At 71.0% G+C, this 21,425-nt stretch carries 23 protein-coding genes and 1 riboswitch; of the genes, 11 read left to right on the top strand and 12 right to left on the bottom strand.

Annotated features, from left to right (window positions below; genetic code table 11):
* From ACWD68_RS12815 to ACWD68_RS12825, 3 genes are all read right to left on the bottom strand, one after another.
* On the bottom strand, nucleotides 1-1,293 hold a 1,293-nt coding region (locus ACWD68_RS12815), incomplete at its 3' end, for a DUF5994 family protein (protein ID WP_451806455.1).
* A gap of 251 nt (nucleotides 1,294-1,544) precedes the next feature.
* Complete coding sequence (locus ACWD68_RS12820) at nucleotides 1,545-2,249, bottom strand: copper homeostasis protein CutC (protein ID WP_451806456.1); 705 nt, start codon at nucleotides 2,247-2,249, stop codon at nucleotides 1,545-1,547.
* A gap of 138 nt (nucleotides 2,250-2,387) precedes the next feature.
* Nucleotides 2,388-3,065, bottom strand: a complete 678-nt coding sequence (locus tag ACWD68_RS12825) for a maleylpyruvate isomerase family mycothiol-dependent enzyme (RefSeq protein ID WP_451806457.1) — start codon at nucleotides 3,063-3,065, stop codon at nucleotides 2,388-2,390.
* Nucleotides 3,066-3,113: 48 nt separating this feature from the next.
* Here ACWD68_RS12825 and ACWD68_RS12830 point away from each other — a divergent pair, with 48 nt between their 5' ends.
* The 3 genes from ACWD68_RS12830 to ACWD68_RS12840 all read left to right on the top strand — a co-directional run bounded on the left by ACWD68_RS12830 (nucleotide 3,114) and on the right by ACWD68_RS12840 (nucleotide 6,282).
* Nucleotides 3,114-3,797, top strand: coding sequence for an HD domain-containing protein (locus tag ACWD68_RS12830; RefSeq protein ID WP_451806458.1), 684 nt, complete (start codon nucleotides 3,114-3,116; stop codon nucleotides 3,795-3,797).
* Nucleotides 3,798-3,946: 149 nt separating this feature from the next.
* Nucleotides 3,947-5,155 carry a Cmx/CmrA family chloramphenicol efflux MFS transporter gene (locus ACWD68_RS12835; protein WP_451806600.1) on the top strand — a complete coding sequence of 403 codons (1,209 nt, stop codon included), beginning with the start codon at nucleotides 3,947-3,949 and terminating at the stop codon, nucleotides 5,153-5,155.
* A 44-nt stretch (nucleotides 5,156-5,199) separates the two neighbouring features.
* Nucleotides 5,200-6,282, top strand: a complete 1,083-nt coding sequence (locus ACWD68_RS12840; RefSeq protein WP_451806601.1) for a GNAT family N-acetyltransferase — start codon at nucleotides 5,200-5,202, stop codon at nucleotides 6,280-6,282.
* Nucleotides 6,283-6,328: 46 nt separating this feature from the next.
* Here the strand turns inward: ACWD68_RS12840 and ACWD68_RS12845 are convergent, their stop codons facing one another.
* A complete protein-coding gene (locus tag ACWD68_RS12845; RefSeq protein ID WP_451806459.1) occupies nucleotides 6,329-6,592 on the bottom strand; it encodes a DUF4031 domain-containing protein in 264 nt (87 codons plus the stop codon).
* The gene (locus ACWD68_RS12850; RefSeq protein ID WP_451806460.1) at nucleotides 6,589-6,984 is read right to left on the bottom strand and encodes a hypothetical protein; all 396 of its coding nucleotides are present in this window, start codon (nucleotides 6,982-6,984) and stop codon (nucleotides 6,589-6,591) included. Before ACWD68_RS12850 ends, ACWD68_RS12845 begins: the two co-directional genes overlap by 4 nt.
* 56 nt (nucleotides 6,985-7,040) lie before the next feature.
* On the opposite strand from ACWD68_RS12850, the gene ACWD68_RS12855 reads away from it, so the two are divergent.
* The 4 genes from ACWD68_RS12855 to ACWD68_RS12870 all read left to right on the top strand — a co-directional run bounded on the left by ACWD68_RS12855 (nucleotide 7,041) and on the right by ACWD68_RS12870 (nucleotide 11,090).
* Nucleotides 7,041-7,961 (top strand): MurR/RpiR family transcriptional regulator, encoded by a 921-nt coding sequence (locus ACWD68_RS12855; protein WP_356758313.1) that lies wholly within the window; start codon nucleotides 7,041-7,043, stop codon nucleotides 7,959-7,961.
* Nucleotides 7,962-8,115: 154 nt separating this feature from the next.
* Nucleotides 8,116-9,051 (top strand): N-acetylmuramic acid 6-phosphate etherase, encoded by a 936-nt coding sequence (gene murQ, locus ACWD68_RS12860; protein ID WP_451806461.1) that lies wholly within the window; start codon nucleotides 8,116-8,118, stop codon nucleotides 9,049-9,051.
* A gap of 16 nt (nucleotides 9,052-9,067) precedes the next feature.
* Entirely contained in the window at nucleotides 9,068-10,468 is a 1,401-nt protein-coding gene (locus ACWD68_RS12865; protein WP_451806462.1) for a PTS transporter subunit EIIC, read from the top strand.
* A gap of 34 nt (nucleotides 10,469-10,502) precedes the next feature.
* Nucleotides 10,503-11,090, top strand: coding sequence for a hypothetical protein (locus ACWD68_RS12870; protein ID WP_451806463.1), 588 nt, complete (start codon nucleotides 10,503-10,505; stop codon nucleotides 11,088-11,090).
* A 47-nt stretch (nucleotides 11,091-11,137) separates the two neighbouring features.
* Here ACWD68_RS12870 and ACWD68_RS12875 read toward each other — a convergent pair whose 3' ends face one another.
* Both ACWD68_RS12875 and ACWD68_RS12880 read right to left on the bottom strand, forming a co-directional pair.
* Nucleotides 11,138-11,338 carry a hypothetical protein gene (locus ACWD68_RS12875; protein ID WP_451806605.1) on the bottom strand — a complete coding sequence of 67 codons (201 nt, stop codon included), beginning with the start codon at nucleotides 11,336-11,338 and terminating at the stop codon, nucleotides 11,138-11,140.
* Entirely contained in the window at nucleotides 11,335-11,571 is a 237-nt protein-coding gene (locus ACWD68_RS12880; protein WP_451806464.1) for a hypothetical protein, read from the bottom strand. Before ACWD68_RS12880 ends, ACWD68_RS12875 begins: the two co-directional genes overlap by 4 nt.
* A gap of 115 nt (nucleotides 11,572-11,686) precedes the next feature.
* Between ACWD68_RS12880 and ACWD68_RS12885 the strand changes: the two genes are divergently transcribed.
* Nucleotides 11,687-12,529 carry a helix-turn-helix domain-containing protein gene (locus ACWD68_RS12885; RefSeq protein ID WP_451806465.1) on the top strand — a complete coding sequence of 281 codons (843 nt, stop codon included), beginning with the start codon at nucleotides 11,687-11,689 and terminating at the stop codon, nucleotides 12,527-12,529.
* Nucleotides 12,510-12,776, top strand: coding sequence for a DUF397 domain-containing protein (locus ACWD68_RS12890; protein ID WP_451806466.1), 267 nt, complete (start codon nucleotides 12,510-12,512; stop codon nucleotides 12,774-12,776). Before ACWD68_RS12885 ends, ACWD68_RS12890 begins: the two co-directional genes overlap by 20 nt.
* 68 nt (nucleotides 12,777-12,844) lie before the next feature.
* Here ACWD68_RS12890 and ACWD68_RS12895 read toward each other — a convergent pair whose 3' ends face one another.
* The 5 genes from ACWD68_RS12895 to thrC all read right to left on the bottom strand — a co-directional run bounded on the left by ACWD68_RS12895 (nucleotide 12,845) and on the right by thrC (nucleotide 18,497).
* Complete coding sequence (locus ACWD68_RS12895) at nucleotides 12,845-13,966, bottom strand: NADH:flavin oxidoreductase (protein WP_451806467.1); 1,122 nt, start codon at nucleotides 13,964-13,966, stop codon at nucleotides 12,845-12,847.
* Nucleotides 13,967-14,273: 307 nt separating this feature from the next.
* Entirely contained in the window at nucleotides 14,274-15,899 is a 1,626-nt protein-coding gene (groL, locus tag ACWD68_RS12900; RefSeq protein ID WP_385707121.1) for a chaperonin GroEL, read from the bottom strand.
* A gap of 382 nt (nucleotides 15,900-16,281) precedes the next feature.
* Nucleotides 16,282-16,485 (bottom strand): cold-shock protein, encoded by a 204-nt coding sequence (locus ACWD68_RS12905; RefSeq protein ID WP_005315736.1) that lies wholly within the window; start codon nucleotides 16,483-16,485, stop codon nucleotides 16,282-16,284.
* Between the two features lie 441 nt (nucleotides 16,486-16,926).
* Nucleotides 16,927-17,202: a MoaD/ThiS family protein gene (locus ACWD68_RS12910; protein WP_451806468.1), complete on the bottom strand. Its 276-nt coding sequence runs from the start codon at nucleotides 17,200-17,202 to the stop codon at nucleotides 16,927-16,929.
* The gene (gene thrC / locus ACWD68_RS12915) at nucleotides 17,199-18,497 is read right to left on the bottom strand and encodes a threonine synthase (RefSeq protein WP_451806469.1); all 1,299 of its coding nucleotides are present in this window, start codon (nucleotides 18,495-18,497) and stop codon (nucleotides 17,199-17,201) included. Before thrC ends, ACWD68_RS12910 begins: the two co-directional genes overlap by 4 nt.
* 15 nt (nucleotides 18,498-18,512) lie before the next feature.
* A riboswitch (SAM riboswitch) is annotated at nucleotides 18,513-18,669 on the bottom strand.
* Nucleotides 18,670-18,874: 205 nt separating this feature from the next.
* Between thrC and ACWD68_RS12920 the strand changes: the two genes are divergently transcribed.
* Together ACWD68_RS12920 and ACWD68_RS12925 are read left to right on the top strand one after the other, a co-directional pair.
* Nucleotides 18,875-19,819 carry a glucosyl-3-phosphoglycerate synthase gene (locus tag ACWD68_RS12920; RefSeq protein ID WP_451806470.1) on the top strand — a complete coding sequence of 315 codons (945 nt, stop codon included), beginning with the start codon at nucleotides 18,875-18,877 and terminating at the stop codon, nucleotides 19,817-19,819.
* A 78-nt stretch (nucleotides 19,820-19,897) separates the two neighbouring features.
* Nucleotides 19,898-21,355 carry an alpha,alpha-trehalose-phosphate synthase (UDP-forming) gene (locus ACWD68_RS12925; RefSeq protein ID WP_451806471.1) on the top strand — a complete coding sequence of 486 codons (1,458 nt, stop codon included), beginning with the start codon at nucleotides 19,898-19,900 and terminating at the stop codon, nucleotides 21,353-21,355.
* Nucleotides 21,356-21,425 lie beyond the last annotated feature (70 nt).

A 21,425-nucleotide genomic window follows, 5' to 3' on the forward strand; every position in this document is an offset into this window, starting at 1 on the left:
CCACAGGGGGTCCAGCGCCCTGGTCAACGCGGGCAGTTCGCTCAGCAGATCCCGCGAGCGGGGCCACCAGGCACCGTCCAGGAGTCCGCGGGAGGCCGGGCGATAGACCTGCTTGGCGTTGCTCCCGAGCCGCGGCCCGGTGATGAACGTCTTGCGGTCGCTCAGGGAGTTGTTGGAGACCAGATAGGTCCGGCCGCTGTGGCTCATGAACCAGGGGCCGCCCGAGGCACCGCCGTTCATGGTGCAGCCGATCATGAACTGGGCGGGGACGTTCTTCGCGAGCACGAAGCGCTTGCTGGCGCCGTGGCAGTCGTACATCTTCGAACCGTCGTAGGGCGATTCGGCGGGGTAGCCGCGGACCTTCATGGTCTTGACCTTGTTGGCGGCCGGGGCACCGAACCACACCGGCAGGGCCGAACCGAGCTGTTCCTGGAGGGACTTGCTTCCGCGCTCGGGCTTGACGTGGAGCACGGCGTAGTCGTAGCCGGAGGCCGCGTTGCCCTGGTGCGATCCGCCCTTGATCCACTGGCCGGAGGTGGTGGCCCAGTTGGCCCACCAGATGCCGTACGGGGAGACGGCCTTGGCGCGCGGGTCGGTGATCTGACGGTTGCTCAGCTTCCCGCCGTTGTTGTACGAGGGGACGAAGGCGATGTTGCGGTACCAGCCGCCGCCCTTGCCGGCGTGCACGCAGTGGCCCGCGGTCCACACGAGGTTGGACTTGCCGGGGTGCGCCGGGTCGGTGACCACGGCGGCCGAGCAGACCATGTTGCCCTCGGGCGAGGAGAAGAACAGCTTGCCGACGGGCGGCGCGTAGTGGTGGTAGGTCGCCTTGACCTTGGCGGCGACCTGCTTCTTCACCGTGCCGTCGGGCAGGTAGGAGGTGGCGCCGCTGCCCGAGCCGGAACTGGTGCTGCCCGCCTGGGCGACCGGGATCCGGGCCTTCGCCGCGGCCATCTTCTCCGGCGACCAGAAGTCCTTGATGTACGGGTTGGCGAAGTCCTCCGCCTTGGACGCCCAGTCGCCGTAGTCCTTCCACCCCCCGTTCTTCCACTTGTCCAGGGCATCGCCGCTGAGGTCGGTGGGAATGCCGGCGGGCAGCTTGTAGCCGCCGACCGTGGTGGAGCCGTCGTCGTCCTGACCGGTGTCGACACCCTTGTCGGGCTGGGCGGACGACGAGGGCCGGGCGGCGGCCCCTTCGTCGTCCTTCTCGCTGTCACAGGCCGTGCTGGTGATCATGACCGCCGCGATCACGGCCGCGGCGGTCGCGAGCGTGCGGCTGCGTATGGATGGCATGGAGCCTTGTCCCCCTGATGCTGCTGTACTGCGGCGCCTCTCGTACCGGCCCGCACGTCTGTGTGATTGTCATGCCCCGGCCGATCGGGGCATCCCCAATATGCACGCACGAGGGCGGGCGGCGATCGCCACGTGACTCTCACAGCACAACAACTACCTGGCGGAGATGGATCCGTGACCTGCCGGACCGCTCCCTCCGGGCCGGACGGCCGGACGACCGGCCGACGGGACGACCGGCCGGACGACACCCCCTACGCGTCGAGGGCGGCCCGCCACTCCCGTACCACCTCCGCCGAGACCGGCCCCGTCCAGCCTTCCGGACGCGCGGCACCGCCGATGTGGAAGGCGTCGAGACCCGCGGCGCGCAGCCGCGGCACATGGTCGAGGCGCAGGCCGCCGCCGACCATGATCCTCGGCTCGTATCCCGGTTCGCCGCGGCGGGCGGCCTCGGTCACGAGGGTGGAGAGCCCGTCGTCGACGCCCGCCGGCGACCCGGCGGTCAGATAGGCGTCGAGGCCCGGCAGGTCCGCGAGTTGCTTGCGCAGGGCGTCACGGTCGGCGGCACGGTCGATCGCGCGGTGGAACGTCCAGCGGCAGCCGCCGAGTTCGGCGACGATCCGCTCCACGACGGCCAGGTCGGGGCTTCCGTCCTCGCCGAGGAAGCCGAGCACGAACTCGTCCGCGCCCGCGGCCCGCATCTCGCCCGCGGTCCGCACGAGCGCGTCGACGCCCTCCGCGCCTCCCGCCGCGAAGCCGTCCGAGAGGCGCAGCATCACGCGCAGCGCGATGTCGACGGAGGCGCGGATCCCGGCGAAGGTCTCCGCCGACGGGGTCAGCCCGTCGGCGGCCATGTCGGTGACCAGCTCCAGCCGGTCCGCACCGCCGGCCTGGGCGGCGACCGCGTCCTCCACGCCGAGGGCGATCACCTCCAGGACTGCGCTCTTCCGCTCGCTCATCGGACCTCTTCCCTTGGGCGGCTACAGGTCTAGTCCAATCCAAGAGTACGCGCGCGGGAGCGGCGGCGCGAGAAGATCACGACGGGTGGAGGGACCGTCGAGGGTTTTCCCCCGCGGCCCCTCCCCCACCCCCGCCGTTCATCCGAACAGATTCAGCTCTTCCTCTTCCGCGCCCACCAGCTCGTACTCCGTCGCGCCCGCGACCTGCCGTCCCGAGTAGAGCCGTACGAGGGTCGCGGCGCCGCCGATGTAGCGGGCCGGCGGCCGGTCGCCGGGGACACCGCCCAGGCGCAGGGGGTCGTCCAGGTCGTCGAGGTCCGCGTGCAGCGGCACATGGCCGCGTTCGCGGCTGACGCGGACCAGGAGCGTGAGGGCGTGCGCAAGTCCCGCGCCCTCGTAGGCGCCCGCTTCCCCGAACGCCTCGCGCACATCCCCGGCATGGACCCACTCGCCGAGCGCGACAGCGTCGAGGACACCGCCGGCCCGGGCGATCGCCGGCCCCGCCTCGGTCATCCCGCGCTCCAGCTCGTCGATGACCCGCGCCGTCGGCCAGTCGCCGCGCTCGGCGATGTCGCGGTCGTTGGCCTCGGGGCTGAACACCCCGGGTTCGAAACGGCTCTCGACGACCCGCATCAGCACGGCCGAGCAGTGCGCCAGTAGCTCCCGCACCGTCCACGCCGGACACCCGGCCGTCGGACGAGCGAAGTCGTCCTCCGGTCTGGCGCGCAGCAGCGGGATCAGCGCGTCGCGCTCGGTGCGCAGGAGCAGACCGGGCAGTTCCGGGTCCCGTACATCGTGTGCGTCTCCAGGAATCATGACCCCACCGTATGAAGAGGTCGGCCGCGCGGCGAGGACAATGGCGGCATGGCAGCAGAGAGCAACCGCCACCCGGCCCATGAGGACCTGGCGAAGCGCTGGGCGGACACCGTCCGGGCCGCCCGTGGCGGCGAGGACGGGTCCGGCCCCCCGCCGCTCCCGTACGCGGTGAACCTCCTGGACCGCTGGGCCGAGCCCCGGCGCCGGTACCACACCACCGATCACCTCCTCGCGGTCCTCGACCGCGTCGACGTGCTGGAGGCGCACGGGGAGCGTGCCGAGGACCCGGCCGCCGTGCGCCTGGCGGCCTGGTTCCACGACGCCGTGTACCTCCCGGACCGTTCGGAGAACGAGGAGCGCTCCGCCCGTCTCGCCGAACGCGCCCTGGCCGAGCTGGGCGTCGGCGCGGCCCGCACGGCCGAGGTCGCCCGGCTCGTCCGGCTCACCGTCTCCCACGACCCCGCCGACGACGACACGAACGGCGCCGTCCTGTGCGACGCCGACCTGGCGATCCTGGCGTCGCCCCCGGCCGGGTACGCCGCCTACACCGCCGCCGTCCGCGAGGAGTACGCCTTCGTCCCCGACGAAGCCTTCCGCGCGGGCCGGGCGGCCGTACTGCGCCAGCTCCTCGACCTGCCGAGGCTGTTCAGGACGCCGTACGGGGAACGCGTATGGGCAGGACCGGCCCGCCGGAACATGGGGGACGAGCTCGCGGCTCTGACACAAGCATGACCGCCGCCGACGAGCGTCGGCCCGGGGGCGCACGGGAAATCGGGTTCGACGGCGGGCCCCGGAACACGTACGAAGGAGACATGGCCCCGAGTCCCGGACCCCTGAGGCCGGACATACCCGCGACCGCCTCCGCCGACGACCGACCCCGGATGCCCCTGTCCGTCTACATCCTCGCCCTCTCCGTCTTCGCCCTCGGCACCAGCGAGTTCATGCTGTCCGGGCTGCTGCCGCCCATCGCCGACGACATGGGCGTGACGATCCCGCGGGCGGGCCTGCTGATCTCGGCGTTCGCGATCGGCATGGTCGTCGGTGCGCCGCTGCTCGCCGTGGCGACGCTCCGCCTGCCGAGGCGGACCACCCTCGTCGCCCTGATCGCGGTCTTCGGGCTCGGCCAGGTGGCCGGAGCCCTCGCGCCCGGGTACGCCGTGCTCTTCGCGTCACGTGTCGTCAGCGCCTTCGCCTGCGCGGGCTTCTGGGCGGTCGGAGCTGCCGTGGCCATCGCGATGGTGCCGGTGACCTCGCGGGCCCGGGCGCTGGCCGTGATGATCGGCGGCCTGTCGATCGCGAACGTGCTGGGCGTGCCCGCCGGTGCCTTCCTCGGCGAAGGGCTCGGCTGGCGGTCCGCGTTCTGGGCCGTCGGGGCGGCGTCCGCGGTCGCGCTCGTCGGCATCGTGACCCTCGTCCCGCCCATCCCGCCCCCGGACGAGCGGCCGCGGCTCGGCAGGGAACTGCTCATCTACCGTGACCGGCAGGTCTGGCTGTCCATCGGCACGATCGCGCTCGCCGCGGGCGGCGTCTTCTGCGCGTTCAGCTATCTCGCCCCGCTGCTCACCGATGTCGCCCACCTCGACGACGGCTGGGTCCCGACCGTGCTGGCGCTGTTCGGCGCGGGCGCGCTCATCGGGACGGCCATCGGCGGGCGGTTCGCCGACGCTCACCTCTTCGGGGTGCTGATCACCGGCATGGCGGCGGACACCGTCATCCTCGTCGCGTTCGCCTTCCTCGGGCGGTACGCCGTCGCGGCCGTCCTGCTCTCCTTCCTGCTCGGGGTCGCCTGCTTCTGCACCGCCCCGGCCCTGAACGCCCGGATGTTCAACGTCGCCGCGGCCGCCCCCACGCTGGCCGGAGCCACCACCACCGCCGCCTTCAACCTGGGCAACACCGCCGGTCCCTGGCTCGGCGGCGCCGTCATCGACGCGGGGCTCGGCTACACGGCCACCGCCTGGGCGGGCGCGGTGCTGACGGCCGCGGCCATCGGCCTGGCCGTCGTCTCGCTGCGACTGCACCGGCGTACGCCGGGCTCGCGGGTCGTGAGCAAGGCGGGCGCGGCGAACAATCCCGTACGTTCCCAAGCGTGATCCGTCCTATTCTCGGCCGCATGGGAGACATGGGTGGGGACCAGGTGGAAGAGGCCGTGGCGGACTGTGCCGCGCTGCTCCGGCCGGCGGCCGGCCGGGACTGGGACGGTGTCCGGGCGGGACGGCTGGAGTGGAACTGCCGGCGGACCGCCGAGCACATCGCCGGTGATCTCATCGCGTACGCGGGGCAGTTGGCCGGACGCGCCGGCACGGCGTACGTCCCGTTCGAGATCGCGCTGGACGAAGGCACCGGCAACGCGGGGGTCGTCGACGTGATCGAGGCGACCGGCGGGCTGCTCGCCGCCGCCGTCCGGACGACGCCGCGCGAGGTGCGCGCCTTCCACCCGTACCCGTTCCGCAGCGCGAACCGCGAGGGCTTCGCCGCGATGGGGGTCGCGGAGGTCCTGTTGCACACCCACGACATCGCCGAGGGACTCGGCCTGCCGTACCGGCCGCCGGCCGAGCTGTGCACCTGGGTCCTGACCCGGATCTTCCCCCACGTCCGGCCCGAGCCCGACGCCCCGTGGAGCACGCTCCTGTGGGCCACCGGGCGCGGTGAACTGCCCGGCCGCGCCCCGCTCACCGAGTGGCGCTGGAGCAACAACCTGGTGATCGACACCGAGCGGCTCACGCTCCAGGGGGTCACCCCGGCCGCCGCCGCCGATCTGCGGGCGGGCGGCACCGGCGGCTTCGAGTGGATCGAGGGCGGCCCGTTCGAGGGCACACGGGACGCCGCCGGAATGATCGTCAGCGCGTACGAGCAGGGCGTGCACCGGCCGGAGTGGGGCATGTTCGTCCTCGTACGGCGCGGGGACGGGCGGGCGGTCGGCGGGATGGGCTTCCACGGCGTGCCCGACGAGGAGGGTCGCGCCGAGGTCGGCTACGACCTCGCGGAGAACGCCCGCGGCCACGGCTACGCGACCGAGGCCCTGCGCGCCCTCTCCGATCGTGCCCTCGCCCGCGACGACGTCAAGCTCCTGTTCGCCGCCATCGACCGGGACAACGCCCCGTCCCAGCGCGTGATCGCCCGGTCCGGTTTCACCCGCGTGAGCGCGGACCTGGAGCAGGTCGCCCACGAACTGCACGGCCTGGAGAGGTCGTTGCGGCTGTACGCCCGTGAGAGTTGAGCACCCCGCGAGAGCTGAGCACCCCGTGCGGGCTGAGCGCGCGTGGTCAGCCCGCGCGCTTGCGACGGCGCAGCCCCGCCCCGTGCAGCAGCCGTACGACCTCGCGGCTGCTGACCTCCACCGCCCCCGCGGCGACCGCGTCGGTGTAGCGGTGCGAGGGGATGTCGTAGTGGTCGCGCTCGAAGGCACGCGGGGGTGCGCCCAGCTCCTCGGCGAACGCGTGCAGTTCGTCGTAGGAGACATCGCTGATCAGGTGCGACCACACACGGCCGTGCCCCGGCCAGGCGGGGGGATCGATGTAGACGGTCACGAGGGCGGGTTTCCGCCGGTCGCCGCGCTCAGGGAGCCCACCGAGGCGACCTTCACTCCCGCCTGGTGGCAGACCCAGTGCGGGTCGGGGCCCAACTCGGGCTCGACGTCGAGGGCGTGCGGGTCGCCGCTGCCGCACACCGGACAGAGCGGCCACCGCCCGTGGCGCTCCATCAGCGCGTCCTGTACGTCCTGGGCGACGAGCCCGGCGACGAATCCGACGCCCTCCGGCCACTGCTCGACCCACCAGCGGCGCTGCACCACCGAGTCCTCGACGAGGGAGACGACATCCGCCTCGGCCACCTGGCCCGCGATCAGGTCGGCGAGCACACGGGCACGCGCCGCGTGCAACGCCTGCTCCAGGGGGCTGAGGGGGTTGCCGGTGGGGTCCATGTCCCCATTGTGCGCACCCTTGACCGTATGCCCCAAAGGAAAATATCTTTCAGTATGTGACCCATGACGTGAAGGAAATTTTCGCGGGCGAGGCGCCCCCCGCCCCCGCCGCCCTCGCGGCCAAGGTGCGGACCCTCGCTCCCTCGATGACGCGCTCCATGCAGCGGGTCGCCGAGGCCGTCGCCGGCGACCCGGCCGGCTGCGCGGCCCTCACGGTCACCGGCCTCGCCGAACTCACCGGCACCAGCGAGGCCACGGTCGTGCGGACGGCCCGGCTCCTCGGCTATCCCGGATACCGCGACCTGCGCCTCGCGCTCGCCGGGCTCGCCGCCCAGCAGCAGTCGGGGCGGGCCCCCGCCGTCACCGCCGACATCGCGGTCGACGACCCCATCGCCGACGTCGTGGCGAAGCTCGCGTACGACGAGCAGCAGACCCTCGCCGACACCGCCGCCGCACTCGACACGGTCCAGCTCGGCGCCGCCGTCTCCGCCATAGCGACCGCCCGCCGCATCGACATCTACGGCGTCGGCGCGTCCGGTCTGGTCGCCCAGGACCTCCTGCAGAAGCTCATGCGGATCGGGCTCATAGCCCACGCGCACAGCGACCCGCACCTCGCGGTGACCAACGCGGTGCAGCTGCGCGCCAAGGACGTGGCGATAGCCATCACGCACTCCGGCTCGACCGGCGACGTCATCGAACCCTTGCGGGTCGCCTTCGAGCACGGGGCGACGACGGTGGCGATCACCGGCCGACCCGGCGGACCGGTCGCGCAGTACGCCGACCACATCCTCACCACCTCGACCGCCCGCGAGAGCGAGCTGCGCCCGGCGGCCATGTCGTCGCGCACCAGTCAGCTGCTGGTGGTGGACTGTCTGTTCGTGGGGGTCGCCCAGCGCACCTACGAGACGGCGGCACCGGCGCTGTCCGCCTCGTACGAGGCCCTGGCGCACCGCCACTCCCCTCGCAGCGGCCGATAGCCGAGGCACACGACAGACCAGGGGACTTGATTCAGCGGGGAGACCGCGGTCCGCGGGTGGCTGGTCGCGCCCGCGCGGCGGTGCCGCACGTCGTCCCGGCCCGCGCCCCGCCCCCGGGGCGCGGTAACACCTCACCGGAAAGAGCCGCTCCGTCATGACCTCCATGTCCAACTACGGCGATCTTCGAGCAGAGTTGGAGACGCTGACCACCGAGGCCTTCCGCCCTGAACTGTCCGGGATCGACCGGTTGCCCACGCTGGAGATCGCGAAGCTCATGAACGGGGAGGACGCGACGGTGCCGACGGCCGTCGCCGCGCAGCTCCCGCTCATCGCCGCCGCGATCGACGACATCGCGGAGCGCATGTCCCGCGGCGGGCGCCTCATCTACGCGGGCGCGGGCACCGCGGGCCGCCTCGGCGTCCTGGACGCCTCCGAATGCCCGCCCACCTTCAACACCGACCCCTCCCAGGTCGTGGGGGTGATCGCGGGCGGCCCGACCGCCATGGTCACCTCGATCGAGGGCGCCGAGGACTCCCGGGAGCTGGCGGCGGCCGACCTGGACGCGCTCGCGCTGACGGCCGACGACACGGTGGTCGGCGTCTCCGCCTCGGGCCGCACCCCGTACGCCGTCGGCGCGGTCGAGCACGCCCGGGAGCGCGGCGCGCTGACGATCGGCCTGTCCTGCAACGCGCACAGCCCGCTCGCGTCCGCCGCCGACCACGGCATCGAGGTCGTGGTCGGCCCCGAACTGCTCACCGGCTCCACCCGCCTGAAGTCCGGCACGGCGCAGAAGCTCGTCCTGAACATGCTCTCGACGATCACGATGATCCGCCTCGGCAAGACGTACGGGAACCTGATGGTCGACGTACGCGCCTCGAACGAGAAGCTGCGGGCCCGCTCCCGCCGGATCGTCGCGCTCGCCACCGGCGCCTCCGACGAGGAGATCGAGCGCGCGCTGGCCGCCACGGACGGCGAGGTGAAGAACGCCATCCTGACGATCCTCGGCGATGTGGACGGCCCGACGGCCGCCCGCCTTCTGGAGGAGTCCGAGGGCCATCTGCGCGCCGCGCTGGCGGCGGCGGCCCGCTGACCAGCACGCTCGGGGAGTGCGCACACCGGACTCCCTCACAGCAGCGGCGATCCTCCCCCTCGTGGGCGGCCCCGCGAACGTCCTGACCGTCGCCCACTGCATGACCCGGCTCCGGCTGGGTCTGCGGGACCGGAGCCTGGTGGACGAGGAGGGCCTGCGGGCCCTGCCCGCCGTCCTCGGCCTGGTCGCGGACGGCGGCGCCTACCAGATCGTGCTCGGCCCCGGCACGGTCGCCCGCGTCACGCCGGAGTTCGAGGCGCTGCTGACGACCACGGCCGACCGGCTCGCCCTGCGCGGCGCCGAGCTGAAGGCCGACCGGAGCCGGCGCAACGCCACCCCCCTCAAACTGCTCCTGCGGCGGATCGCGGACATCTTCGTGCCGCTGATCCCCGCCCTGATCGGCTGCGGGGTGATCGCGGGCCTCAACGGCCTGCTGATCAACCTCGGCCTGCTGACGGGCCTCACCCCCGCGCTGACCGCGATCGCCGCCGGGTTCATGGCGCTGATCGCCGTCTTCGTCGGCTACAACACGGCCAAGGAGTTCGGCGGCACGCCGATCCTGGGCGGCGCGGTGGCGTCGGTCGTCGTGTACGCGGGGGTCGCCAAGGTGACGGTCCTCGGCGTGACCCTCGCCCCGGGCCAGGGCGGCGTCCTCGGGGCCCTGGCCGCGGCCCTCCTCGGGACGTACGTGGAAAGGTGGTGCCGCCGCTGGGTCCCGCCGACCCTGGACGTCCTGCTCACCCCGACCCTCACTGTGCTGCTGACCGGCCTGGTGACGCTGTACGCCCTGATGTACGTGGCCGGTGAACTGTCCTCCGCCATCGGCACGGCCGCCGACCGGCTGCTCTCCACCACGGGTGCCTTCGCCGGGCTCGTCCTGGGCGCGCTGTTCCTGCCCCTGGTGATGCTGGGCCTGCACCAGGCCCTCATCCCCATCCACACCACGCTCATCGAGCAGCAGGGCTACACCGTCCTGCTGCCCGTCCTCGCCATGGCGGGCGCGGGCCAGGTCGGCGCCGCCCTGGCGGTGTACGTCCGGCTGCGCCACGACACCTCACTGCGTACGACGATCAGGTCGGCGCTCCCGGCCGGCCTCCTCGGCGTCGGCGAACCCCTGATCTACGGCGTCTCCCTCCCGCTCGGCCGCCCCTTCCTCACGGCGTGCGCGGGCGGAGCGGCGGGCGGCGCCTTCATCGGCTTCTTCTCGATGCTGGGCGACCAGGTGGGCTCGACGGCCATCGGCCCCTCCGGCTGGGCCCTGTTCCCGCTGCTGTCCGGCAACCGGGGCCTCGCCCTCACCGCGGCGATCTACGCGGGCGGCCTGCTCACGGGGTACGTCGTCGGATTCACGGCCACCTATTTCTTCGGCCTCGACAGCCGGTCACCGGCCCGTCCGGCGGAACGGGCCGCCGTGTAGCCGCACTGTCGGCGGCGCGTGCGAGGCTGGTGCCATGAACCACGCACAGCTGACCGCCCTCGGCCGCGCCCTGCGGCTGCTCGGGGAGCACGGCGACGCTCTGAACGCCGACACCCCCGACGCCAAGCTGCACGAGGTCAAGGCGGACCTGAAGCGGGCCCTGGACCTGCTCGACGAGACGGTGACGACGGCGGCGCCGACCACCCGCTGCTCCGAGCATCCGAACGGCCCGGTGGACGAGAGCGCCCCGGACCGCTGCCTGCTCTGCGAGACCCGCCGCCGCACCGCCCGCCGCACCGAGGTCAACGACGCGTACACGCACGGCCGGGCGCCCGCCCCGGACGAGCTCCCCGACCGGGCGATGTCCCGCTACGGCGTCCGCGGCGACCGTCCCCAGCCGCAGCAGCGCTGGCTCCCGGAAGTCTGGACCGGCCAGGAGTGGCACCTCTGCGGCACCCCCCGGCGCGACCGCCACGAAGCCGAGCGCTACCTCGCCGCCGAGCGCAGGACACCACGCCCCGGTATGGCCTACCGCCTCGTCCACGAGTTCACCGACTACGAGGTGCTCCGCATCTGGGGCACACCCGTCAAGGTCGACATCGAACCGATGGGGAATCTCTAGACGGGCCGGGGAGGGACCCCGGAGCGGGGCGCCCTCCCCGGCCAGGGTCACGGCAGGCGCCCCTCCGCGTTGAGCCGCCGCACCCGCGCCCGCAGCACCTCCCCCGGCGGTGCCTCCGCCAGGGCCTCGGGAGGACAGTCCCACTCGCGTCCGCCGCCTGGCGGCCGCAGTTGTACGTAGCCGCCCTCGTGCCCCATCACCTGGCCGAGCCGGCCGTCCCGCACGTCGATCGCGTACTCCTCGCTCACGCGTCGCCACCGCCGTCCCGCACATCGCGTCGGCGCAGCACCTCGGTCAGCCGCCGCGCGGTGCCCACGTTGCAGCGGCCGAGCGCGACCAGGGCGAACGGCTCTTCGCTCGCGCCGGTCACCGGATCGACCCGCAGGGACGGCAGCACCACACCGACCCCGGTCAGTGCCGCCCGCAGCTCCTCCACGATCTCCTCCGTCGGCCGTACCCGGTTGCCCGGCGTCATCTCCATCGCTCCGATCCCTCCACGCTGAGTGTTCGCTTTCACCACTCAGCGTGGCCATCACCCCTCTAACCTGGCCAGAGACGGCGCTCCAACAACCCGACCTGTGTGACAGGGAGTTGCCATGCCCGGACCGAAGGACCTCGATCCGTCCTCCTCGCCGCGCGCCATGATCGGTGCGGAGCTGCGGCACGCCCGCGAGAACGCCCGCCTCAGCCAGGCCGAGTTGGGCGAACCGCTCTTCGTCAGCGGTTCGTTCATCGGCCAACTGGAGTCCGGGACCCGCCGCCTGCACCTCGAATACGCCGTCCAGATAGACGAGATCCTGGGGACCAACGGGTTCTTCGAGCGCAACTGCAAGGCCCTGGCCAGGTCGAAGTACCCGGACCACTTCGCAGAGGCGGCGGAGGCGGAGGCGGTCGCTACGGCGATCAGGGAGTACTCGACGCTGCTGATCCCGGGACTGTTGCAAACCGAGAGGTATGCGGAAGCAGTCTTTCGCGCGTACACGCCGACAGCGCCCGATGCTGAGATCGCCGCACTCGTGGCCGCACGCTTGGAGCGTGCGCAGCTCATCGACGATCCAACAACGCCGTTGTTGTGGGTGGTTGTGGACGAGGCCGTGCTACGGCGACAGGTCGGGAGCGGTTCGGTAATGGCGGAAGCTCTCCGACACGTGACGGGGCTGGCCAAGGCACACCGAATCATCGTGCAGGTGCTGCCGTTCGACACGGGGGCTCACGCGTCGATGCACGGATCTCTAAAGCTCATGGAGTTCGATGACGCGCCCCCGCTGTCCTTCGTGGATGCGCCGAGCATGGGGAAGCTGCTGGACGACCCGGCAACTGTCACCCGCCACGTCCTCACGTTCAACCTCCTCCAGGCGTCGGCGCTTTCCCCGCACGATTCCCTGGCTCTGATCGAATCCGTGGCGGAGGATTGCGAGCATGGAGAACAAGGCCCATGAGCACGATCTGAGCGCCGCAGCTTGGTACAAGTCCAGCTACAGCGGCGGGGACGGCGGCAACTGCCTGGAGGTCGCACGCTGGCGCAAGTCAACGCACAGCGGAGCAAGCGGCGGCGACTGCCTGGAGGTCGCCCCCGGCCACCCCACCCTCGTCCCCGTCCGGGACTCCAAGAACCTCGGTCCCTCGATCACCTTCGGGGCCGCCGCCTGGACCGCCTTCGTCGGCCATCTCCGCACCACCGGCTGACCGGCGCGGCGCACAAAGAAGGGGCGGCGCCCGCGTCACAGCGGCGCCGCCCCACAGGCAAGCTCGGGTCAGCTCAGCGAGCGCAGTGCCGCCGCGTCGTACGGGGCCAGCTCGTCGAAGCGGCCCGCGAGGACCTTGGCCGCCCACTCGGGGTCCTGAAGCAGCGCGCGGCCGATGGCGACGAGGTCGAACTCGTCGCGCTCCAGGCGGTCGAGGAGGTCGTCGATGCCCCGGACCGAGGAGCCTTCGCCCATGAAGGCCTTGATGAAGTCGCCGTCCAGGCCGACCGAGCCGACGGTGATGGAGGGCTTGCCCGTCAGCTTCTTCGTCCAGCCGGCGAGGTTCAGGTCGGAACCGTCGAACTCGGGCAGCCAGTAGCGGCGCGTGGAGGCGTGGAAGGCGTCCACTCCGGCCGCCGCCAGCGGGGCGAGGATCGCCTCCAGCTCTTCCGGGGTCTCGGCGAGGCGGGCCTCGTAGGCCTGCTGCTTCCACTGCGAGTAGCGGAAGAGAACGGGGAACTCCGGCGAGACGGAGTCGCGTACCGCCGCGACGATCTCCGCCGCGAACTTCGTACGGGCCACCGGGTCGCCGCCGTACGCGTCCTCGCGCCGGTTGGTGCCGGACCACAGGAACTGGTCGATCAAGTAGCCGTGGGCGCCGTGCAGTTCGACACCGTCGAAGCCGATGCGCTCCGCGTCCGCCGCGGCCTTCGCGAACGCCTCGATGACGTCGTCGAGGTCCTGCTGGGTCATCGCCCTGCCGGTGACCTCGGCGCCCTCGGAACCGATGCCGGAGGGGCCGACCGGCGGGGCGTCCGCGAACGGCGGCTCGCCCGCGCTGCGCACCATGCCGATGTGCCACAGCTGGGGCACGATCGTGCCGCCCGCCGCGTGGACGGCGTCGGCGACCTTCGCCCATCCGGCCAGCTGGTCCTCACCGTGGAAACGCGGCACCCGGTCGCTCTGTCCGGCCGAGTCGTGGCCGACGTACGTGCCCTCGGTCACGATGAGGCCCACGCCCGCGGCGGCGCGGCGGGAGTAGTAACCGACCACGTCCTCCCCCGGTACGCCGCCCGGCGAGAACTGCCGGGTCATCGGCGCCATCGCTATCCGGTTCGGGACGGTCAGTCCGTTCAGGGAAACGGGGCGGGAAAGGATCTCGGCTGCGCGGGACGCGGCGTCAGCGGTCACGTGGGGGCTCCTCGGCGAGGTGGTCGGTATGACGTCGTGCGGTCGGCGAGGCAGGAGATTCCGTGCGGTATGTGCACATGCATCGACTGCCTGTCCGGGTCAACCGCACCGCCGGGCGCGGCATTCCGCCGCTCCCGCACCTGCCGCTGTGATCCGGGCCACGTCCGCGGAAGGCGTCCGGCGCCACGGAGCCCTCGTGGCGCGGTGCCTGAAGCGCGGGAACACAAAAAAACGCCCGAGGGCGGCACCCTCCCTCGCGGGAAGGTGCCGCCCTCGGAACGTCAGGACGATGATCGACCGGGGTCGATCAGAAGTCCATGTCACCGCCCGGCATGCCGCCCGGAGCGCCGCCCGCAGCGGCCTTCTCCGGCTTGTCGGCGATGACGGCCTCGGTGGTGAGGAACAGCGCGGCGATGGAGGCGGCGTTCTGCAGAGCAGAGCGGGTCACCTTCGCCGGGTCGATGATGCCTTCGGCGATCATGTCGACGTACTCACCGGTCGCGGCGTTCAGGCCGTGGCCGACGGGCAGGTTGCGCACCTTCTCGACGATGACGCCACCCTCGAGACCACCGTTGACGGCGATCTGCTTGAGCGGGGCCTCCAGGGCGAGCTTCACGGCGTTGGCGCCGGTCGCCTCGTCACCCGTGAGCTCGAGCTTCTCGAAGACCGAGGAAGCCTGGAGCAGGGCCACGCCACCACCGGCGACGATGCCCTCCTCGACGGCCGCCTTCGCGTTGCGAACGGCGTCCTCGATGCGGTGCTTGCGCTCCTTGAGCTCGACCTCGGTGGCGGCACCGGCCTTGATGACGGCCACGCCGCCGGCCAGCTTCGCCAGACGCTCCTGGAGCTTCTCGCGGTCGTAGTCCGAGTCCGAGTTCTCGATCTCGGCACGGATCTGGTTCACACGGCCGGCGACCTGGTCGGCAGAGCCGGAGCCGTCGACGATCGTGGTCTCGTCCTTGGTGATGACGACCTTGCGGGCACGGCCCAGCAGGTCCAGACCCGCGTTCTCCAGCTTGAGGCCGACCTCCTCGGAGATGACCTCGCCGCCCGTGAGGATGGCGATGTCGCCGAGCATGGCCTTGCGGCGGTCACCGAAGCCCGGAGCCTTGACGGCGACGGACTTGAAGGTGCCACGGATCTTGTTGACGACCAGGGTCGACAGGGCCTCGCCCTCGACGTCCTCGGCGATGATCAGCAGCGGCTTGCCGCCCTGCATGACCTTCTCGAGGAGCGGGAGCAGGTCCTTGACGTTCGCGATCTTGGAGTTCGCGATCAGGATGTACGGGTCGTCGAGGACGGCCTCCATACGCTCCATGTCGGTGGCGAAGTACGCCGAGATGTAGCCCTTGTCGAAGCGCATACCCTCGGTGAGTTCCAGCTCCAGACCGAAGGTCTGGGACTCCTCGACGGTGATGACGCCTTCCTTGCCGACCTTGTCCATCGCCTCGGCGATGAGCTCGCCGATCTGGGTGTCGGCGGCGGAGATGGAGGCCGTGGAAGCGATCTGCTCCTTGGTCTCGACATCCTTGGCCTGCTCGAGCAGGGCACCGGAGACGGCCTCGACGGCCTTCTCGATACCGCGCTTGAGGGCCATCGGGTTGGCGCCGGCGGCGACGTTGCGCAGACCCTCGCGCACGAGCGCCTGGGCCAGCACGGTCGCCGTGGTCGTACCGTCGCCGGCGACGTCGTCCGTCTTCTTGGCGACTTCCTTGACCAGCTCGGCGCCGATCTTCTCGTACGGGTCCTCGAGCTCGATCTCCTTGGCGATGGAAACACCATCGTTGGTGATCGTGGGGGCGCCCCACTTCTTCTCGAGGACGACGTTACGGCCCTTGGGGCCGAGGGTGACCTTGACGGCGTCAGCGAGCTGGTTCATCCCGCGCTCGAGACCGCGCCGTGCCTCCTCGTTGAACGCGATGATCTTGGCCATGTGAAGTGGTCCTCCCGGACGGGGTGGATTGCTCCGGATCGTGCCCGCGCCCGCGACGGACGGCCTGCAAGCCTTGTGGTTCCTTGCCCCACAGGCCCGCGGGCCTCGCTGACCCGATCCAAGTTCTGTCACTCTCACTGGGAGAGTGCTAACGCCAATGATTAGCACTCGACCCCTGCGAGTGCAAGCGCCTCTCCTGAAAACGGGCCCCTGGCGGAGCGCACACGCGGCGCCCGCACGGGGCGCGCTCGCGGGCGCGCACAAGACTTGGCGAGACAGACAGGGGACCCCGGAAGACGGCCGGGGACGCACGAGGGGCCCGCATCCCTGGTGGGATGCGGGCCCCTCGGCGTGAGTGCGTCGGTGGCCGTTCGCGCCCGGATCAGACGGCGAGTTTGACCATGTCCGCCTGCGGACCCTTCTGGCCCTGCGAGATTTCGAACTCCACTCGCTGACCCTCTTCAAGGGTGCGGTAGCCGTCCATCTGAATCGCGCTGTAGTGCACGAAGACGTCCGCACCACCGTCGACCGCGATGAAGCCGTACCCCTTCTCCGCGTTGAACCACTTGACGGTGCCCTGAGCCATGCCTAACTCCCCTATTACTGGCCCTTGCACAGATCCACACTTCGCGGATCCGGGTCAGACCTCACCCCCCAACGGTTGGGGGTGTGCGCCGGAACGCGTCGACCGCGGCTGAATGTATCTGTCCAACTGCCGTCTGCAACAGGTCAATCGGACGAGAATTCTGGGCATGGCCGATCACGGATATGCGGAGAATGTGCAAGGATTCAGGGCAAGTCGGGCCCCGTAAATGCCATAAAAGGCTCAAAAAGGCGGGGTACTTTGGCTACTTCTTGTCGGATGCCGGGCGAGAACTCATATGCGTCCGGCATGAAACCAACATCGAAAGCGAAGCGACTTCCCCAACTGTAGCGCGCTCAACCATACAGAATTGCCCCCTCCGTTTCTCTCACGGAGGGGGCAATTCGATGAACTCAGCGTGTTCGGCATTACCGAGGGTAACGATCAGCCCCCGGCGACGGCCGGAATGATCGAGACGCCCACACCGTCCGGGGTCGCCGTCTCCAGGCCCTGCTCGAACCTGACGTCGTCGTCGTTGACGTACACGTTGACGAAGCGGCGCAGCTTGCCCTGGTCGTCCAGAACGCGCGCGGCGATGCCCGTGTGGTTCTTCTCCAGGTCGGCGATGACCTCGGCGAGGGTCGTGCCCTCGGCCGTCACCTCGGCGGCGCCCCCGGTGTAGGTGCGCAGGATGGTGGGGATGCGGACGTTGACGCTCATGATGCGAGGCCAGCCTCTCGGAAGGAGTCGAGGTTCGGGCGGATGGTCGCGGTCAGCCCGGTGTCCGAGGCCACCGCGTCCAGAGTCTTGAGGCCGTCGCCGGTGTTCAGCACGACCGTGGTCAGGGTCGGGTCGAGGAGACCGTTCTCGATCAGCTTGCGGGTGACGCCGACGGTCACGCCGCCGGCCGTCTCCGCGAAGATGCCCTCGGTGCGTGCGAGCAGCTTGATCGCGTCGACGATCTGCTCGTCGTTCACGTCCTCCACGGCACCGCCGGTGCGCCGCGCGATGTCGAGCACGTACGGCCCGTCCGCGGGGTTGCCGATGGCGAGCGACTTGGCGATGGTGTCCGGCTTCTGCGGACGTACGACGTCGTGGCCGGCCTTGTAGGCGACGGACACCGGGGAGCAGCCCTCGGCCTGGGCGCCGAAGATCTTGTACGGCTTGTCCTCGACGAGCCCGAGCTTGATCAGCTCCTGCAGACCCTTGTCGATCTTCGTGAGCTGGGAGCCGGAGGCGATCGGCACGACCAGCTGGTCGGGGAGCCGCCAGCCGAGCTGCTCGCAGATCTCGTACGCCAGCGTCTTGGAGCCCTCGGCGTAGTACGGCCGCAGGTTGACGTTGACGAAGCCCCAGCCCTCGCCGGCCGGGTCACCGATCAGCTCGGAGCAGAAGCGGTTCACGTCGTCGTAGTTGCCCTGGATGCCGACGAGCTCGCCGCCGTAGACCGCGGCCATGACGACCTTGCCCTGCTCCAGGTCGTGCGGGATGAACACGCAGGAGCGGAAGCCGGCGCGGGCCGCCGCGGCGCCCACGGCACCGGCGAGGTTGCCCGTGGAGGAGCAGGAGAGGGTGGTGAAGCCGAAGACGCGGGCCGCTTCGATGGCCTGGGCGACGACGCGGTCCTTGAAGGAGTGCGTCGGGTTGCCGGAGTCGTCCTTGACGAAGAGCTTGCCGGCGTCGACGCCGAGCTCGCGGGCCAGATTGTCGGCCTGGACGAGCTTGGTCCAGCCGGGGTTGATGTTCGGCTTCTGCGCCACGTCCGCGGGGACGGGCAGGAGGGGCGCGTAGCGCCAGATGTTCGCGGGTCCCGCTTCGATGCGCTTGCGGAGTTCTTCGGTCTCGTAGGCCGAGAAGTCGTAGGCGATCTCCAGCGGGCCGAAACACTCCTCGCAGGCGAAGACCGGGCCGAGCGGGACGCGGTGTCCGCACTCGCGGCAGGAGAGCGCCGCTGCCGGGCCGAGGTCCACCGCTTCGGCGGAGTTCGTGGTACTTGCAACTGTCTGCGCAGCCATGGAGGCGAGGCCCTTTCCTCATCTTCCTCACGACGCACTTCGCCGTGAGACGGATTTGGCACCTTCCCGAGCCGGGAGCCTCGCGACGCGATCGACATCGATCGGTACGAGACCGGCTGGAGGGTTGCCGGGGCTTCATCGGGCCGTATCCCTCTGCCCCTCTGGATGAGCGGTATTTGATTGTTGAACTGTTGAACACGATACGCGGCGATGATCCAGGACATGCGATGGTCATCCGCGTTGTTCAAGACTGTAACCGAAGGCCAGGACAGTTGAGATAGTCGTCCGAACCGCGAGACGACGGCAATCCATCTGCCGCTGGCCGCAGCGGGCACGCTGATGAGAGCGTGTGATCAGACAGTGAGGAGCCGCAGACCGTGCTGAAAGACGTCGAAAGCTGGCTGAGCACACGCTCCTGGTCCCTGACCGACCGCCCGCTCCACAAGCTCATGGCCGCGAAACGCTCGACCGGGTCGACGGTCAGCGTCGTGCTGCCCGCGCTCAACGAGGAGGAGACGGTCGGCGAGATCGTCGCGATCATCCGCCACGACCTGATGCAGCAGGTGCCGCTCGTCGACGAGATCGTCGTCGTCGACTCGGGCTCGACCGACCGCACCTCCGCGGTCGCCGCGGCCGCGGGCGCGAGAGTCGTGCACCGCGACGACATCCTCCCGCGGATCCCCGCGGTGCCCGGCAAGGGCGAGGTGCTGTGGCGGTCGCTGCTCGTGACGAGCGGGGACATCGTCTGTTTCATCGACGCGGACCTCAGGGAGTTCTCGTCCGACTTCGTCATCGGAATCGTGGGCCCGCTGCTCACCGACCCCGGTGTCGATCTGGTCAAGGCCATGTACGACCGCCCCCTGGGCGGCGCCTCGGGACAGGGCGGCCGGGTCACCGAGCTGATGGCCCGCCCCCTGCTGAACATGCACTGGCCGCAGCTCGCGGGCTTCGTCCAGCCGCTCGGCGGCGAGTACGCGGCCCGTCGCTCCCTGCTCGAACAGCTCCCGTTCCCCGTCGGCTACGGCGTGGAACTGGGCATGCTCGTCGACGCCCTGCACCTGGTGGGCCTGGACGCCCTCGCCCAGGTCGACGTCGGTGTCCGCAAGCACCGCCACCAGGACGGCCAGGCCCTGGGCCGGATGGCCGCCGCGATCTACCGCACCGCCCAGCTCCGGCTGGCCCGCGGTCACCTGATCCGTCCCGCCCTCACCCAGTTCGAGCGCGGCCGGGACGGTTTCCAGCCGCGCACGTACTCGGTGGACACGGAGGAAAGGCCCCCGATGAGCGAAATCTCCGAGTACCAGCGGCGCAAAGCCGCGTAGACCAGCCCTCCCGGCCCGCGATCGCATACGGCCGAAGGGAACGTTTGAGCGTTTCGACACGGGGCTAGGTTTCGAGGCATGGCTTCAACGCACGGTGCCCACCGGATTCTGGTCGCGTCCAACCGCGGCCCGATCACCTACGAGGTACGGGAGGACGGTTCGCTGCACGCCCGGCGCGGCGGCGGCGGCCTCGTCTCGGGCCTCTCCGCGATCGGGCCCGACGCGGACGCCCTATGGGTGTGCTCGGCCCTCGGCGACGGCGACCGGGAGGCCGTCGCGCGCGGAGTCGGCGAGGACGGCGTGCGGATGCTGGCCATCGACGCCGAGGTGCACGCCGACGCCTACAACGGCATCGCCAACTCCGTGCTGTGGTTCGTCCACCACATGCTGTACCAGACCCCGCTGGAGCCGGTCTTCGACGCGGAGTTCCGGCGCCAGTGGGCCGCGTACCGGACCTACAACCGCGCCTTCGCCGAGGCGCTGGCCGAGGAGGCCTCCGAGGGAGCGGCGGTGCTGGTCCAGGACTACCACCTGTGTCTGGTGCCGGGGATGCTCCGCGAGCTGCGCCCCGACCTGCGCATCGGCCACTTCTCCCACACGCCGTGGGCGCCCGAGGACTACTTCCGGATGCTCCCCGACGACATCCGGGCGGAACTCGTGGGCGGCATGCTCGGCGCGGACCGGGTGGCGTTCCTGACCTGGCGATGGGCGACGGCCTTCATGCGCTGCGCGGAGGAAGCCGACCCCGAGCGCTACGCCGCGACCTGGCCCTCGGGCGCCCCCCGGGCGATCGAGCACCTGGACGGCGCCCGGCCGCCCGTGCGCGAGACCCTCGTCGGCGTGCACGGCCTCGGCGCGGACGCCGAGTTCCTGCGCGAACGCTCCCACCGGGAGGACGTCGAGGAACGGATGGCCGCGCTGCGCACGGAGATCGGCGAGGGCCGCAGGACCGTCGTGCGCGTCGACCGGACCGAGCTGTCCAAGAACATCGTGCGGGGACTGCTGGCGTACCGGCAGCTGCTCGACGACCACCCGGAGTGGCGCGAGCGGGTGGTCCATGTGGCCTTCGCCTACCCGTCACGGCAGGACCTCGCGGTGTACCGGGAGTACACGGCCGAGGTGCAGCGTGTGGCCGACGAGATCAACTCCCAGTACGGGACGCCTGGTTGGACCCCGGTGGTGTTGCACGTCAAGGACGACTTCGCGCGCTCGCTCGCCGCGTACCGGCTGGCCGACGTCGCTCTCGTCAACCCCATCAGGGACGGCATGAACCTCGTCGCCAAGGAGATCCCGGTCGTCTCCGACGAGGGCTGTGTGCTGGTGCTCTCGCGGGAGGCCGGGGCGTACGAGGAACTGGGCGAGGACGCGATCTCCGTGAACCCGTACGACGTGATCGGTACCGCACGGGCGCTGCACGAGGCGTTGACCATGCAGCCGGGTGAACGGGCCGAGCGCACCAAGCGGTTGGCCGCCGCGGCCACCGCTCTGCCGCCGGCCCAGTGGTTCCTCGACCAGCTGCGCGCACTGGAACGCTGAACGACGCCCGGCCGCACGCCGGTTCATCCGTGCGCGCGGCCGTGGCGGTGACCGGGGAAGCCCGGCCGGC

The sequence above is a fragment of the Streptomyces sp. NPDC005141 genome, from assembly GCF_053599975.1.